General features: G+C 60.9%; 14 protein-coding genes and 1 pseudogene. 11 read left to right on the forward strand and 4 right to left on the reverse strand.

All coding sequences use genetic code 11. From position 1 onward, the window contains the following. The first annotated feature begins 7 nt into the window (after positions 1–7). From P3S72_RS14530 to P3S72_RS14555, 6 genes and pseudogenes are all read left to right on the forward strand, one after another. Positions 8–994, forward strand: coding sequence for a branched-chain amino acid ABC transporter permease (locus P3S72_RS14530; RefSeq protein ID WP_276192779.1), 987 nt, complete (start codon positions 8–10; stop codon positions 992–994). A 1-nt stretch (position 995) separates the two neighbouring features. Further along, a complete protein-coding gene (locus P3S72_RS14535; RefSeq protein WP_276192780.1) occupies positions 996–1,796 on the forward strand; it encodes an ABC transporter ATP-binding protein in 801 nt (266 codons plus the stop codon). After that, positions 1,793–2,524 carry an ABC transporter ATP-binding protein gene (locus tag P3S72_RS14540; RefSeq protein ID WP_276192781.1) on the forward strand — a complete coding sequence of 244 codons (732 nt, stop codon included), beginning with the start codon at positions 1,793–1,795 and terminating at the stop codon, positions 2,522–2,524. The genes P3S72_RS14535 and P3S72_RS14540 overlap by 4 nt, the downstream gene beginning before the upstream one ends. After that, positions 2,521–3,849, forward strand: coding sequence for an FAD-binding oxidoreductase (locus P3S72_RS14545; RefSeq protein WP_346429955.1), 1,329 nt, complete (start codon positions 2,521–2,523; stop codon positions 3,847–3,849). The genes P3S72_RS14540 and P3S72_RS14545 overlap by 4 nt, the downstream gene beginning before the upstream one ends. A gap of 62 nt (positions 3,850–3,911) precedes the next feature. After that, positions 3,912–4,763: a VOC family protein gene (locus tag P3S72_RS14550; protein WP_276192782.1), complete on the forward strand. Its 852-nt coding sequence runs from the start codon at positions 3,912–3,914 to the stop codon at positions 4,761–4,763. A gap of 81 nt (positions 4,764–4,844) precedes the next feature. Then, positions 4,845–4,997: pseudogene (locus P3S72_RS14555) on the forward strand (transposase); the annotation flags it as partial. A gap of 54 nt (positions 4,998–5,051) precedes the next feature. On the opposite strand, the gene P3S72_RS14560 reads toward P3S72_RS14555, so the two are convergent. Beyond that, positions 5,052–5,942, reverse strand: a complete 891-nt coding sequence (locus P3S72_RS14560; RefSeq protein ID WP_276192783.1) for a DMT family transporter — start codon at positions 5,940–5,942, stop codon at positions 5,052–5,054. An 89-nt stretch (positions 5,943–6,031) separates the two neighbouring features. Between P3S72_RS14560 and P3S72_RS14565 the strand changes: the two genes are divergently transcribed. The 3 genes from P3S72_RS14565 to P3S72_RS14575 all read left to right on the forward strand — a co-directional run bounded on the left by P3S72_RS14565 (position 6,032) and on the right by P3S72_RS14575 (position 8,444). Further along, positions 6,032–7,357 (forward strand): PLP-dependent aminotransferase family protein, encoded by a 1,326-nt coding sequence (locus tag P3S72_RS14565; protein WP_276192784.1) that lies wholly within the window; start codon positions 6,032–6,034, stop codon positions 7,355–7,357. Positions 7,358–7,497: 140 nt separating this feature from the next. After that, entirely contained in the window at positions 7,498–7,710 is a 213-nt protein-coding gene (locus tag P3S72_RS14570; RefSeq protein ID WP_276192785.1) for a DUF6434 domain-containing protein, read from the forward strand. Then, positions 7,707–8,444 carry a CPBP family intramembrane glutamic endopeptidase gene (locus P3S72_RS14575; RefSeq protein ID WP_276192786.1) on the forward strand — a complete coding sequence of 246 codons (738 nt, stop codon included), beginning with the start codon at positions 7,707–7,709 and terminating at the stop codon, positions 8,442–8,444. Before P3S72_RS14570 ends, P3S72_RS14575 begins: the two co-directional genes overlap by 4 nt. 57 nt (positions 8,445–8,501) lie before the next feature. Here the strand turns inward: P3S72_RS14575 and P3S72_RS14580 are convergent, their stop codons facing one another. Next, positions 8,502–10,211 (reverse strand): amidase, encoded by a 1,710-nt coding sequence (locus P3S72_RS14580; RefSeq protein WP_276192787.1) that lies wholly within the window; start codon positions 10,209–10,211, stop codon positions 8,502–8,504. A gap of 54 nt (positions 10,212–10,265) precedes the next feature. Further along, the gene (locus tag P3S72_RS14585) at positions 10,266–11,054 is read right to left on the reverse strand and encodes a helix-turn-helix domain-containing protein (RefSeq protein ID WP_276192788.1); all 789 of its coding nucleotides are present in this window, start codon (positions 11,052–11,054) and stop codon (positions 10,266–10,268) included. Positions 11,055–11,137: 83 nt separating this feature from the next. Here P3S72_RS14585 and P3S72_RS14590 point away from each other — a divergent pair, with 83 nt between their 5' ends. Together P3S72_RS14590 and P3S72_RS14595 are read left to right on the forward strand one after the other, a co-directional pair. Further along, positions 11,138–11,443: a DUF2834 domain-containing protein gene (locus tag P3S72_RS14590; protein ID WP_276192789.1), complete on the forward strand. Its 306-nt coding sequence runs from the start codon at positions 11,138–11,140 to the stop codon at positions 11,441–11,443. Next, positions 11,436–11,858 (forward strand): MAPEG family protein, encoded by a 423-nt coding sequence (locus tag P3S72_RS14595; protein WP_276192790.1) that lies wholly within the window; start codon positions 11,436–11,438, stop codon positions 11,856–11,858. The genes P3S72_RS14590 and P3S72_RS14595 overlap by 8 nt, the downstream gene beginning before the upstream one ends. Positions 11,859–11,950: 92 nt before the next feature. Here the strand turns inward: P3S72_RS14595 and P3S72_RS14600 are convergent, their stop codons facing one another. Beyond that, positions 11,951–13,162, reverse strand: a complete 1,212-nt coding sequence (locus P3S72_RS14600) for an MFS transporter (protein ID WP_276192791.1) — start codon at positions 13,160–13,162, stop codon at positions 11,951–11,953. Positions 13,163–13,244: the final 82 nt, after the last annotated feature.

The raw sequence follows: 13,244 nt of genomic DNA on the forward strand, positions 1-13,244 counted from the left end.
GGCTGCAATGACATCGAAAAAAACAGTCGCCGCGATGCTGATCCTGATGCTAGTCGTCGTGCCGGCCTTCCTGTACTGGCTCAACGCAAGCTACTGGTTCGGCGTCGCAGGAACCATGATGGTCTTCGCGATTCTGGCGGTGAGCGCCAACCTCATCACAGGTACCACCGGCTTGCTCTCATTGGGCCATGCCGGGTTTTACGGCATAGGCGCCTATACCGCCGCAATGACGGCCACTGCCTGGCATTGGCCGTTCTACCTGACCATCCCGGCAGCGGGCCTGGCCGCGGCAGGGGTGGGCATCTTGCTGGCCCTGCCAATTATGCGCCTGGTCGGTATTTACTTTGCCGTCGCCACCCTGGCCGTCGGCGAGATAATCCATGTAACGCTGCTCAACTGGGTCGATTTTACGCACGGCCCGATGGGCATCTCGGGGATTCCAGGAATTGCCCTGGCGGGCGTGTTCAAAAGCGGCAATCTGGCTAACTATTTTGCTGGTGCGGGTCTGCTGATCGCGACAGTTTTTACCGTGCACCGATTGACGCACTCCTATTACGGCAACGCCTTGCGCTCACTGCGTGAGGACGATCAGTGCGCCCAGGCAATGGGGCTGAAAGTGGTGCGCATCAAGACCGAGGCCTTTGCGTTCAGCTGCTTTTTTGCCGGGGTCGCCGGCGCGCTGTGGGCGCACACAACGCAATATATTTCCCCAGGCGACTTCCGCTTTTCTGAGTCGATACTGATCTTGGCAATGGTTGTTGTCGGAGGGTTGGGGAGTATTCCAGGCGCCCTGATAGGTGCGTTGCTGCTCGTTGGGCTGCCAGAAGTTCTAAGGCCGTTCGGTGACTATCGAATGATTGGCGTAGGGCTGGTGATGTTTCTCTGCATCCTGTTCTTGCCCCGTGGCATCTGTGGCGAAGTCAGTGCCATGGCACTGGCGCGTAAGCACCTGAATGCGGCGTGGAAACCCTCACAACAACTGGGCTGGCGGTGAAATGAACATGACGACATCGGTGAAGGCCCACAGTGCACCTGCTCAACTGCTGCTTATGGAAGACGTCACCCGTCGCTTCGGCGGCCTGACCGCCGTCGAAGGCTTTACCGGGCACGTAGGCTTCGGTGAGCGGGTGGGGCTGATAGGCCCCAACGGGGCAGGAAAAACGACGCTCTTTAACCTCATTACCGGGATAACCGGAGTGTCTTCGGGCACGGTGCATTTTTGCGGTGAGCGTGTCACCGGCCTGGCCCCCGACAATCTTGCGCGAATGGGCGTAGCGCGCACGTTTCAAAATCTTCGGGTGCTGCCGAACATGAGCGTTTTCGACAACGTTTCAATCGGCGCTCTGGGCGTGGTCGGGCATTCGCCGTGGAGCAGCCTTTTCGGGCGGCGAACATTGTCCAATCGCATTAGCAAGTTGACCTGGCAAGCACTGGAGCGGACCGGGCTGTGTGACCAAGCAGGAATGTTAGCGGCGAACCTTTCTTACGGACGGCGCAAATACCTGGAAATCGCCCGCGCGTTGGCCTTACAGCCAAAGCTGTTGATTCTGGATGAGCCGGCAGCAGGACTTAACGACACAGAAACAGCGGAACTGGCGTTTTTTATCCGAAGCCTGTCCGACCAGGGGCTGTCGGTGATGTTGGTGGAGCATGACATGGGGTTCGTCATGTCGCTGTGTGATCGAATAATGGTCATGGCGTCGGGCCGCAAAATTGCGGATGGACCACCCGCACATATAGCAGCCCATCCAGCGGTTCTGGAAGCCTATCTGGGAACAGAGGAGGATGAACTTTGAATCCCCACGTTCAACCTATCCTGAGTATCGAGAACCTGACAGTGCGCATTGGACCGCAAACCATTTTGCAGAATGTGTCACTGGAAGTTGCGCCATGCAGCATCGTCAGCGTGTTAGGCAGCAATGGTGTAGGCAAAACCACGCTGATGCGAGCGATCTCCGGTATCTATCCCGTCGCCTCAGGTCGCATTGTTTTCGATGGGCAGGACATCACCAACAAGTCGTCGCACCAGATCGTCACCAAAGGTCTTGCCCAAGCGCCAGAGGGGCGTCAGATTTTTTTCGGAATGAGTGTGCTGGAGAACTTGCGCCTGGGTGCGGGCAAGCGTCCCTATCGAGAGTTCAACGAGTCGCTTGAGCAAATGTTGGTGCTTTTTCCTCGCCTGAAGGAGCGCCTGCTACAAAAAGCCGGAACGATGTCTGGCGGCGAGCAGCAAATGCTTTGCGTGGCCAGAGCGCTGATGAGCCGTCCCCGTCTGCTTTTGATGGACGAGCCCTCCCTGGGTCTGGCACCCAAGGTGATACGTCAGATTTTCGACCTTACTCAAACCATTCGCGCCGGCGGAACGGCAGTACTGCTGGTGGAGCAGAATGCTCGTGCTGCACTGCGCGTGGCTGATTACGCTTACATCCTTGACTCAGGCACGGTTTCACTCTCAGGGCCTGCTGAGCAGATGGCCAACGATGCGCGAGTTCGCGCAGCTTACTTAGGAGGACATGCGGCATGAGTCAGCTAGAACCTATACCCCCGGACGCTCCGTTGCCGCCTTCACTATGGACGGAGAGCGCCAAGTCAGCTTCACAGACCATGCAGTTGTCCCACGCTCATCTTAGAGCCGACGTAGTCGTGATAGGTGCTGGCTTCACCGGTTTGTCTGCTGCTTTGCAATTAGCTGAAACAGGTGTCGATGTCGTAGTTTTGGAGGCTGCTGAACTTGGCTGGGGCGCCTCAGGCCGTAATAATGGCCAGGTGATCCCCTGTTTGTCCCGTGCAGATCCAGACCTGCTTTTAAAGGTATTCGGAGCTCAAAAAGGCGAGGCATTTATCGGGCTGATCCGTGACTCCGCGAGCACGGTATTCGACCTGATCCGAAAGTATGGAATCGAATGTGAGGCCGTTCAGAATGGCTGGGTACAGCCTGCACATAGACCCAGTCGGATGTCATTGGTAAGCGCTCGCTGCAAACAATGGAGGCTGCGTGGCGCTCCGGTAGAATTGCTCGACCGTGATCAAGTTACAGCCATCACCGGGTCTAATTACTGGCACGGTGGCTGGCAAAACCCCACAGGGGGGCACGTTAACCCGTTGGGACTAGTGCGAGGCCTTGCGGCTGCGGCCATGAAATTCGGTGCACGCATCTATACACAAAGTCCGGCACTGGGCATCTTGCCCGCAGGCCCAAACTGGCGGGTTGAAACCAGGGATGGCGTGGTCATTGCCAAAAAAGTCATCATCGCTACCCACGCCTACAGCAGCACATTTTCCAATTCACTTTGGCCGGGCTTGGATCGCACATTCATCCCAATTCGCTCATATCAGATGGCAACCGCGCCAATACCCGAAGGACTTCGTGCAGGAATTCTACCGTTTAACCATGCAATGTCCGACACGCATGGCGACTTGCATTTCTGTCGATTCGATAGCGTAGGGCGGTTGATAACGGGAGGGGCGTTAGTTCTGCATAATAATTTTGAAGAGCGCTTGCAGCGACGTATAGGGACGCGGCTGAAGGACATGTTCCCAGCACTTTGCGAGTTGGGGCCCAAGCCTTTCGAGCACATCTGGCACGGTAACCTGGCAATCACTGCCGATGCCGTCCCCCATGTGCATAAGCTGGCTGATGGGGTCTATGCGTGGCTTGGATGCAACGGTCGGGGGCTTGCACTGGCAACCGCCATCGGTGGCGCGTTAGCCGATGTAGTCAAAGGCTTACCTGAATCAAAATCACCGTTGCCTTTTGCTGCACTCGAACCGATTTTTTCGCATAGTTTAGCCAAAAGGGTTGCCCCCTTCGGCCTGCTTGGATACCGATGGAGAGACGGTCGTGATTGAGCGCCCCCAGCGGTAGTTGGAAGTACAACGTTGCCCCAAAACCTCCTCATTGAGTATTGCGCATGCGTAAGCATATCCAAGGTATCGACCATGTGGTGATCGCCGCCAGCAGCATGGACGCCGTTGCAGAAACCTATGGCCAGTTGGGCTTTACACTCACCCCCCGCGGTTACCACTCCATGGGATCGGAAAATCACTGCGTAATGTTTGAGGACGACTACTTTGAGTTGCTTACCGTACCGCGTCCGCATCCGGCAACACGCTATTTCCAGTCATTTGTGGAGGACGGAGGAGATGGGCTATGCGCATTGGCATTAATGACCGACGACGCGTCAGGTTTTCACGATGAGCTGAGTCGTTCTAACATTGGCAGCGGCTCGCCTTTGGACTTTTCGCGGCCAGTCCAATTGCCGGAGGGCAGCCGTGATGCGCGCTTCCGTATCACCCAGGTCGACTTGGAGTCGACCCCAGCGGGTCGAGTTTTTGCCTGCCAACATTTTACTAGGGACGTCGTCTGGCGTAGCGAATACACCCATCATTCTAACGGCGTAATTGGCTTGGCGAGTGTCACAGTCATCACTGACCAAGTGAAACTACTCGCAACAGCTTATGGTCAAGTATTTGACCGTGACTGTGCACCCAGTTCGTTGTTTACGCCTGGTCTGCAAATAGATACCGGTAATGTGCCTTTACATTTCACCAGCGAAGCCGCTTTCAATGCCTGCTATCCCGGTCTGACGCTGGCGAACCGCCCCAATGCCTATTACGGAGCCATAGGCTTCAGCGTTAAGAGCCTTACGCCTTTACGCGCTATCTTGCAGAAAAACGGCATTTCTTTCGTCGATATCTCACCCACCACACTGGGGATAAGCGGACAGTACTGTCACGGAGTGACGCTTCTGTTTCACCTGTGAACTGGCTCCACTGAACGAGCCCCATGAAAGGCAGAACACCGTTTCCCTCTTACGATAAGGGATAGGCAAGCGGTTATATTTATGACTAACAGCGACGACAAGAGTGGGGCGCTTCTGGGCCAGGAGCGCTGACGCCGCTGGAGCGCGGAGCAAAGACTGGCCATGGTTCGCGAGAGCCTTGAGCCTGGGCAAAGCGTTTCGGTAGTCGCTCGGCGCAACGGCATCAATGTCAACCTTGCCGTCTAGGTCTCGCTACCGCATCTGGGAATAATGCCCTGGCAGCAGAGGCTAGCGCGCAAACCGCTTGGCCCCGGCCACACAGCCGATCACCGCGACCGTCACCAGCACCATGCCCAGGCTGACCTGCTCATGCAGCAGGCCCGCTGCCAGCGCCAGGCCGAAGAATGGTTGCAGTAGCTGCAACTGGCCGACCGCAGCGATGCCGCCCTGCGCCAACCCCCGGTACCAGAACACAAACCCGATCAGCATGCTGAACAGCGCCACATAGCCCAGGCTCAGCCATGCCGGCAGGCTGATGCCGGTGAAGGTCGGCGGCGCGAGCATCAGGCTCAACGGCAGCGCCACCGGCAACGACACCACCAGCGCCCAGCAGATTACTTGCCAGCCGCCCAGGCTGCGCGACAGCTTGGCGCCCTCGGCATAACCCAGGCCGCAGACCAGCACCGCCAGCAGCATCAGCAGGTCACCGGTCGGGGCGGCGCTCAGGCCCTGGGCGACGGCATAGCCCATCACCAGCGCACTGCCCAGGATCGAAAACAGCCAGAACACCGGGCGTGGCCGCTCGCCGCCGCGCAGTACGCCGAAGACTGCGGTGGCCAGCGGTAGCAGGCCGATGAATACGATGGAGTGCGCGGAGGTCACATATTGCAGGGCCAGCGCCGTCAGCAAGGGGAAACCGATGACCACGCCGAGGGCAACGATGGCCAGGGGCATCCATTGCGCGCGCGCTGGGCGCTTTTCCTTGAATAACCACAACAAGCACAGCGCCAGCACGCCGGCCAGGGTGGCGCGCAGCAGGGTGAAGAACACCGGCTCGAATTCCATCACCGCCAGGCGCGTCGCCGGCAGCGAACCGCTGAAAATCACCACGCCGATAAAACCATTGATCCAGCCCTGCGTGCTATTGGCCAGGGGATTGAGCGGTGAGGTACGTTCCATGACGAGGGCCCGAAAAGGAGAAGTTGCGTGCGGGCCATGCTAGGCATGAAGATTAAGACAATCAAAAAATTGTCATGGATACATCGCCGATGCCCCGCGCCCGTTACAAAACCCTGGTCGACACCTTTGCCGAGGACATCCGCAGCGGCAGGCTATTGCCCGGCGTCCGCCTGCCCACCCATCGACAACTGGCCGCGCGCCATGGCCTGGCGCTGGTCACCGCCAGCCGGGTGTATGCCGAGCTGGCGGCCATGGGCCTGGTCAGTGGTGAAACCGGTCGCGGCACGTTCGTGCGCGAGATTTCCCTGCCACCGGGGCAGGGCAGTGGGCAGATGAGCGTGGCGCCGGGCATGCTGGATCTGAATTTCAACTACCCGTCATTGCCGGGTCAGGCCGATCTGCTACGCACGGCGTTGCGTCAACTGGCGCTGTCGGGGGATCTGGAGGCGTTGTTGCGCTACCAGCCCCACGCCGGGCGCCAGCATGAGCGTGCGGCGGTGGCGCGTCATCTGCTGAGTCGTGGGCTGACGGTCGAGGCTGACCAAGTGCTAGTGGTCAGCGGCGCACAACATGGGTTGGCCGTGACGCTGATGGCGCTGCTCAAGCCGGGGGATGTGATCGCCGTCGACGCGTTGACGTATTCGGGGTTCAAGGTGCTGGCCGAGACCCTGCACCTGGAAATGTTGCCGATCGCGGTCACCGCCAGCGGCCCGGACCTCGATCATCTGCACAGCCTGTGTCTCAAACGTCCGGTACGTGCGGTGTACAGCATGCCGACCCTGCATAATCCGCTGGGCTGGGTGATGGGCCTGGAGCAGCGCGAACAACTAGTGGCCATCGCCCGTCAGCACAATCTGATGATCATCGAGGACGCCGCCTACGCGTTTTTGGCAGAACATGCACCACCGCCTTTGGCGACACTCGCACCGGAACGCACGGTGTATGTCGGCGGCCTTTCCAAAAGCGTCGCCACTGGCCTGCGGGTCGGCTTTGTGTCAGCCCCGGCGGCTTGGGTGAAGGCTCTGGAGCGCAGTATCATGGCCACTACCTGGAATGTGCCGGGGGTGATGAGCGCGATTGTGGTGGCCTGGCTCGACGATGGCACGGTCGCCCAGTTGGAAGCACAAAAACGCCAGGATGCCCAGGCGAGGCAGGCATTGGCGGCACAGGTGCTGAAGGGGCTGGCGTACATCAGTCATCCCTCGTCGTATTTTCTCTGGCTACCCCTGGCGGAGGATGCCCGGGCCGATCAGATCGCCATGACTTTGCAGCGCGAAAATATTGCCGTATCCACCGCCGAACCCTTTGCCGTCGGCGCCCATGTGCCCCATGCGCTGCGCCTGGCGTTGGGTTCGGTGGGGATGACGGCGCTGCACGAGGCGTTGGTGGCGGTACGCAAGGTGGTGGCATGGTGAACTTAGCTTAGGCGGCTCACCACCGCAGTCAGAGCGTGAAGCCGCGCGCCATAATGCGTGCTGACGCTATCCGCCACTTCCTGCTTAAGTGGCACATCGCTATGCTACTGGCAAAACACCGAACTACCTTGGGAGAAAAAATGGACTTTAATTGGCACAGCGACCCCCTCACCCGCAGCACCCCGATCACCCGTCACTACAAAAACACCCAGAACGTGCGCCGTTTCATGCTTGAACACTGCGGCCCGAGGTTCAAGTTCGACCGCGCATTCATGGCCTGGATTCGCAACGACACGGCCAAAACCCTGGGCGACATGGTGGATGAGTGGCAGCGTCGAAACGAGCGCTTGTGATCACCCAAGGCATGGCGGTGCTGATCGACTACGGCACCCATTTGACGCCAGGCCTGCTGCTGTTCGGCGTGTGGTTTGCACTCACCCCCAGGTCGATGACGGCGATGCGCATCCTGATTCTGTTGGCGGCGTTTGTGCTGATGCGCGATGCGATGACGCCGTTGCGCATGTGGTCGATCAGTGACGACGTGCAGATTGCATTCACCGCCAATGCCTTTGTGCTGGCGGCGCTGGGCGGTCTATCGCTGTTGCTGGTTGCCGGGCTCGCGTGGGTGGCGCCGGACTTGTCGCGGTTGGTCCTGTGGTCCAAAGGCAATTGCGCCGTCGGACTGGCGACCGGGTTGGCGGTAGGCTGCCTGATCGGCGTACCGCTGCGGCTTTACCAAGGTGTGGATACGCAAGCGATCCACGACTACTGGGTGTGGCTGCCAGGCATGGTGGTGTTGGCCTATGGCGCCAATGCGTTGGAAGAGGTGTTGTTTCGCGGTTATCTGCAGGGGTATCTGGAGCAACAACTGACGCCGCTGCGGGCGGCCTTGATCAGCGGCGTGGCGTTCGCGGCCTGCCATGCCTTTCTGGCCCTGAGCGTCACCCAACTGGGCTGGCCGGTGTTGCTCTTTACCCTGATCGAGGGGCTGGCCTGCGCATTGTTGCGCATGCGTCATGGTGTGTTGGCCGCGACGCTCGCCCATGGCACGGCGATCCTGTTGATTGCCGTGCCGCTGGTTGCTTAAGCGAAATGCGCTGCAAATGTGGGAGCAAGCAAGCCAACTCCCACATTTTCAACGCACTCAGCGTGGCGTGAGTGCCGGTGTACGCGGCGGAATCAGGCGATTGCTGCCGGTGGCCTCATACGCCGATGCCAGCCGCAGCAGCGTAGAGTCATCGTAGGCACGCCCGGCAAAGGTCAGCCCGACCGGCATGCCAATATCCGCCATCACGCCCATCGGCACGGTAACGGTCGGCACGCCCAGATGGCGAATGGCAAGGTTGCCGTTGGCGACCCACACGCCATTGCTCCAGGCGATATCGGCGGAGGCTTCATTCACATCGGCATCCGCAGGGCCGACGTCGGCCACGGTAGGGAAAATCACCGCGTCGAGGCCGAGCTTATCCATCCAGTCTTCCAGGTCGATGCGCCGGGTCTGTTCGAGGCCGCGCAAGCCGTCGGGCAGGGTGCTGATCTGGTCCCACGGGGTGATCCCGCGTTGGGCCATGCGCACGTATTCGTCCATGCCGGCGGCCAGTTCGTCCTCGCGGTTGGGCAAGGTGCCAGGGTCATGGGGGAAAATCTTCGGCCCGTCGACATCCGCCAGGCGGTTCAGGCTCGGGTCGTTATTGGCACGCAAGAAGTCATCGAAGGCCCACGCGGACAGTTCCCACAACTCATCGTGTAGGAATTCCTTGGACACCAGGCCACGGGTAAACACCGTCGGCGCGCCGGGACGGTCGCCTTCGCAGTTGGACACCAGCGGGAAATCCACTTCGATGACTTCGGCCCCGGCGGCTTCAAGGGCCTGGCGGGCGGCTTGCCACAGGGCGATGACACTGGCGCGGGTGATGATTTTTTGCCCGGTCGGGCCACCGATGCCGGGTTTCTCGCTGGTGCCGGCGTCGGGGTCGGCGTTGATGTACATGCGTGGTACGCCAAAGCGTTTGCCCGCGAGGGATTCGGCTGTCGCGGCCAGTTCAGCGTAAGCCGCCGGGCGCACCGAGGCGACGCTGGGGATCGGCACCCAAGGCTGCAGGCGCCACAGGTCGCCACGGGTGTCGGGGTCTTCGGCGACCACCACGTCGAGTACTTCCAGCAGGTCGGCCATGGTGCGTGCATAAGGCACCACCACGTCCATGGTCGGGGTCAGTGGCCAGTTGCCGCGCACCGAAATCACCCCACGCGACGGGGTATAGGCACACAGGCCATTGTTGGACGCCGGGCCACGCCCGCTCGACCAGGTTTCTTCCGCCAGGCCGAATGCCGCGAAGCTCGCAGCAGTCGCGGTGCCGGCGCCGTTGGACGAGCCGGAGGCAAACGGTGCCGTCAGGTAGGCGGCGTTATACGGGCTTTCCGCGCGGCCATACACGCCACGCTGCATGCCACCATTGGCCATCGGCGGCATGTTGGTCTTGCCCAGGCAAATGGCGCCACCGGCCCGCAGCCGCTCGATGGTGAAGGCGTCGCGATGGGCAATCAGCTTGGCGAACGCCGGGCTGCCGGACGCCGCCGTGAGGCCCTTGACCAGGTAACTGTCCTTGGCGGTATAGGGAATGCCATCCAGTGGTCCCAGTGTGGCGCCCTTGGCCCGGCGTGCATCGGACGCCTGGGCTTCTTCCAGGGCTGCGGGGTTGCGCACCACCACGGCATTCAGCGCGGTCGCTGTCTGCGCACCGTCATAGGCGTCGATCCGCGCCAGGTAAGCCTGGACCAGCTCAACGGCCGTGGTCTGGCCGGACTCAAGCGCTGCGCGCAATTGGGCAATGGAGACTTCGGTAACTTGCATCACGTTTTTTTCGCCGCCTTCAAGTGGGGGTATGGCGGCAGTCTACGGACAGATATTTCACAAAACCAGCGGCGAATAATCTTCGAAAGCGCGGCGCATGACCTGCCACGTGAAGTCGTCGGCGGGAATCAGATGCTCGATCCGCAGCGAGGCGAGAGTAATGTCCTGGGGCATGCCGAAGGTGGTGAAGGTCGATAGAAAGTTCAGCTCGCCCTGGGTCGAGCGCACACGGGTCAACACCAGTGGCGGCATGGCGGTGGGTAGCTCGGTGTGGACGGGCACCGGCAGGCTGGCCAACAGCGCGGCCAGCGCCGGGTTACCCAAGGCCTCGCGGGTTGCCCGTTGCCAGGCAAGGGTGCGGATTTCTTCGGCGTTGATCAGGTGATCGCCCAGGCCACCCGATTGCAGCAAGGTGCTCAGCAGGTTCACCCCATCCGCCGCATCCGGGTTGATCCCGACCAACCCAAAGAGCACGGCGGTACTGGTATTGGCCGCCAGCACTTGCCACTCGCTGCCGAGCAGAATCGCTGGCGCGGGGTTGTTGGCGTGCAGCACATGGCTGACCGCTTCGCGAATCGCCGCCATGGCCGGCGAGGCGAGCGGCGTGGCGGCGTAACGCGGGGCGAAGCCGGCGGCGAGGAATACGCAGTTGCACTGGTCGAGGGGCGCCTGCAGCGCGGTCAGCAGATTGTGCAGGGTGCCGGGGCTCGGCTTGGCGCGGCCGGTTTCCAGGCAACTGAGGTGGCGCTGCGAAATCCCGGTGATCAGGGCCAGGTCGAGCTGGCTCAAATGCGCCTGTCGGCGTAGCCGGCGCACGTGTTCGCCGGCGGTAACGGGGTTGTCCATGGCGTGACCATGACCTCCGAGGTCATTGCGAGGGGCTGAACCTTATCACTATCGTGGGCCTCGATCACTTCAAGGAAGAGACCATGCACAGACCCTATATTGCCCTGGCCGCTTTGCTCGGGTTTTCGCTGTATACGCTGATGACGATGCTGACTGCGCAGCAGTCGCTGCTGGCGTTTGGACTGCAACTGCTGTCGCAGCCGGACACCGCGCAAGTGGTGATCGACCTGTATCTGATGGCGCTGCTGGCCGGTGTGTGGATGTACCGCGATGCCCGGCGGCGAGGGCGGTCGGCGGCATCGGTGCTGCCTTACTGGGTGCTGACGGCGCTGTTCGTTTCGGTAGGGCCGCTGCTGTATATCGTCATCAATGGGTTGCGGGATGAATGAGCTTTTGCGTGTCTACGCACTGTGCGTGCTGGTGTTGTGCCTGAAGATGCTGGCGATTTCCTGCTATCAGGGCTTCTTCCGCATTCGGGGGCGGGTGTTCACTAACCCGGAAGATGCGGCTTTCTTCAACCGCACGCCGCAGCCAGAGGAACTGCCGCAAGTCGTCCGAGCCAGCAAGGCGTGGGCCAATGATCTGGAGAACATTCCGCTGTTTTTTGTCGTCGGAGGGCTGTGTGTCGCGTCGGGCACCGCTGTGGTAGCCACGGGTGTGCTGTTCGGGGTTTTTACCCTGGCGCGGGTGGTACACACGGTCATGTATCTGAGGGAGTACCAGCCTTGGCGCACGCTGGCGTATGGGGTGGGCGTGGCGAGTCTGATCGGCTTGGGCGGTATGCTCGGCGCCAGAATGGTCTAAAGGTAACCGGCCTCCTCAAGCGCTAGCTGTCGGCGCCGGCCCCGTGTGATCTGCCCGCCGAATGCCGTCACGCGGGTGGCAGGCTCAACCGATCAAACGCCCTTGGTCGATGGCAACAGGATCGTCAGAATCCCCACCAGCGGCAGGAACGAGCACAGCGTGTAGACATAGGCGATGCCATGGCTGTCCGCGAGCAGCCCCAACAGTGCCGCGCCAATACCACTGAAACCGAACATCAGGCCAAAGAACACGCCGGCGATCATCCCGACATTGCCCGGCACCAGCTCCTGGGCGAAGACGACGATGGCCGAGAACGCCGAGGCCAGGATGAAACCGATCACCACGCTGAGCATCGCGGTCCAGAACAGGTCGACATAGGGCAGCGCCAGGGTGAACGGCGCTGCGCCGAGGATGGAGAACCAGATGACGGTCTTGCGCCCGATCCGGTCGCCGATCGGCCCACCAAAGAAGGTGCCCGCGGCCACTGCGCCGAGGAACAGGAACAGGTAAAGCTGGGAGCTGGCGACCGACAGGTTGAATTTCTCGATCAGGTAGAAGGTGAAGTAGCTGGTCAGGCTGGACATGTAGAAGTACTTGGAAAACACCAGCACGGCCAGCACCATCAGGGCGAAGGTCACGCGGCTTTTCGACAGGCCGTGGGTGGCTTTGCTGCCTTGCTTGAGCTTGAACAGGTTGAGGTGGTTGCGGTACCAGCGGCTCAAGCCATGCAGCACCAGGATCGCGAACACGGCAAACAGGCCGAACCAGGCGATATGGTCTTGGCCGTAGGGAATGATGATCGCCGCCGCCAGCAACGGGCCAAGCGCGCTACCGGTGTTGCCGCCGACCTGGAAGGTCGATTGCGCCAGGCCGTAGCGCCCGCCGGAGGCCAGGCGGGCCACCCGTGACGTTTCCGGGTGGAAGGTCGACGAGCCGACGCCGATCAGCGCCGCCGCGAGCAGGATCGCCGGGAACGTGCCGACAAACGCCAGCATCAAGATGCCGGCCAAGGTACACACCATGCCCGCTGGCAGCAGCCAGGGCTTTGGGTGGCGGTCGGTGTGGTAGCCGATCCACGGCTGCAGCAGGGAGGCCGTCAGTTGGAAGGTCAGGGTGATCAGGCCGACCTGGGTGAAGCTCAGTCCGTAGTTGGCCTTGAGCATTGGATAGATCGATGGCAGCACGGCCTGGATCAGGTCATTGATCAGATGCGCCAGGGCGCAGGCGCCGAGAACGCGCATGACCAAGGGGCTGACGTGGGGCGGGCTGGAGGTGGCAGCGGGAGACGCGGTCAAGGTCGACATGCAGGCATTCCATACAAGGCAGTGAACGACGGGGAGGCGGGCAGCGATGATTTAAACCGCCGCTCCATGGGTGAACTCGGTG

The organism is Pseudomonas sp. D3 (assembly GCF_029320995.1).
GTDB classification, from domain to species: Bacteria; Pseudomonadota; Gammaproteobacteria; order Pseudomonadales; family Pseudomonadaceae; genus Aquipseudomonas; species Aquipseudomonas paraveronii.

What these genes read in the sequence shown, in the direction of transcription:
- P3S72_RS14535 (WP_276192780.1), top strand. Translation starts at nt 996, where the DNA reads ATGAACATGACGACATCGGTGAAGGCCCACAGTGCACCTGCTCAACTG.
- P3S72_RS14545 (WP_346429955.1), top strand. Translation starts at nt 2,521, where the DNA reads ATGAGTCAGCTAGAACCTATACCCCCGGACGCTCCGTTGCCGCCTTCA.
- P3S72_RS14590 (WP_276192789.1), top strand. Translation starts at nt 11,138, where the DNA reads ATGCACAGACCCTATATTGCCCTGGCCGCTTTGCTCGGGTTTTCGCTG.
- P3S72_RS14595 (WP_276192790.1), top strand. Translation starts at nt 11,436, where the DNA reads ATGAATGAGCTTTTGCGTGTCTACGCACTGTGCGTGCTGGTGTTGTGC.
- P3S72_RS14600 (WP_276192791.1), bottom strand. Translation starts at nt 13,162, where the DNA reads ATGTCGACCTTGACCGCGTCTCCCGCTGCCACCTCCAGCCCGCCCCAC.
- P3S72_RS14550 (WP_276192782.1), top strand. Translation starts at nt 3,912, where the DNA reads ATGCGTAAGCATATCCAAGGTATCGACCATGTGGTGATCGCCGCCAGC.
- P3S72_RS14530 (WP_276192779.1), top strand. Translation starts at nt 8, where the DNA reads ATGACATCGAAAAAAACAGTCGCCGCGATGCTGATCCTGATGCTAGTC.
- P3S72_RS14565 (WP_276192784.1), top strand. Translation starts at nt 6,032, where the DNA reads ATGCCCCGCGCCCGTTACAAAACCCTGGTCGACACCTTTGCCGAGGAC.
- P3S72_RS14560 (WP_276192783.1), bottom strand. Translation starts at nt 5,942, where the DNA reads ATGGAACGTACCTCACCGCTCAATCCCCTGGCCAATAGCACGCAGGGC.
- P3S72_RS14585 (WP_276192788.1), bottom strand. Translation starts at nt 11,054, where the DNA reads ATGGACAACCCCGTTACCGCCGGCGAACACGTGCGCCGGCTACGCCGA.
- P3S72_RS14570 (WP_276192785.1), top strand. Translation starts at nt 7,498, where the DNA reads ATGGACTTTAATTGGCACAGCGACCCCCTCACCCGCAGCACCCCGATC.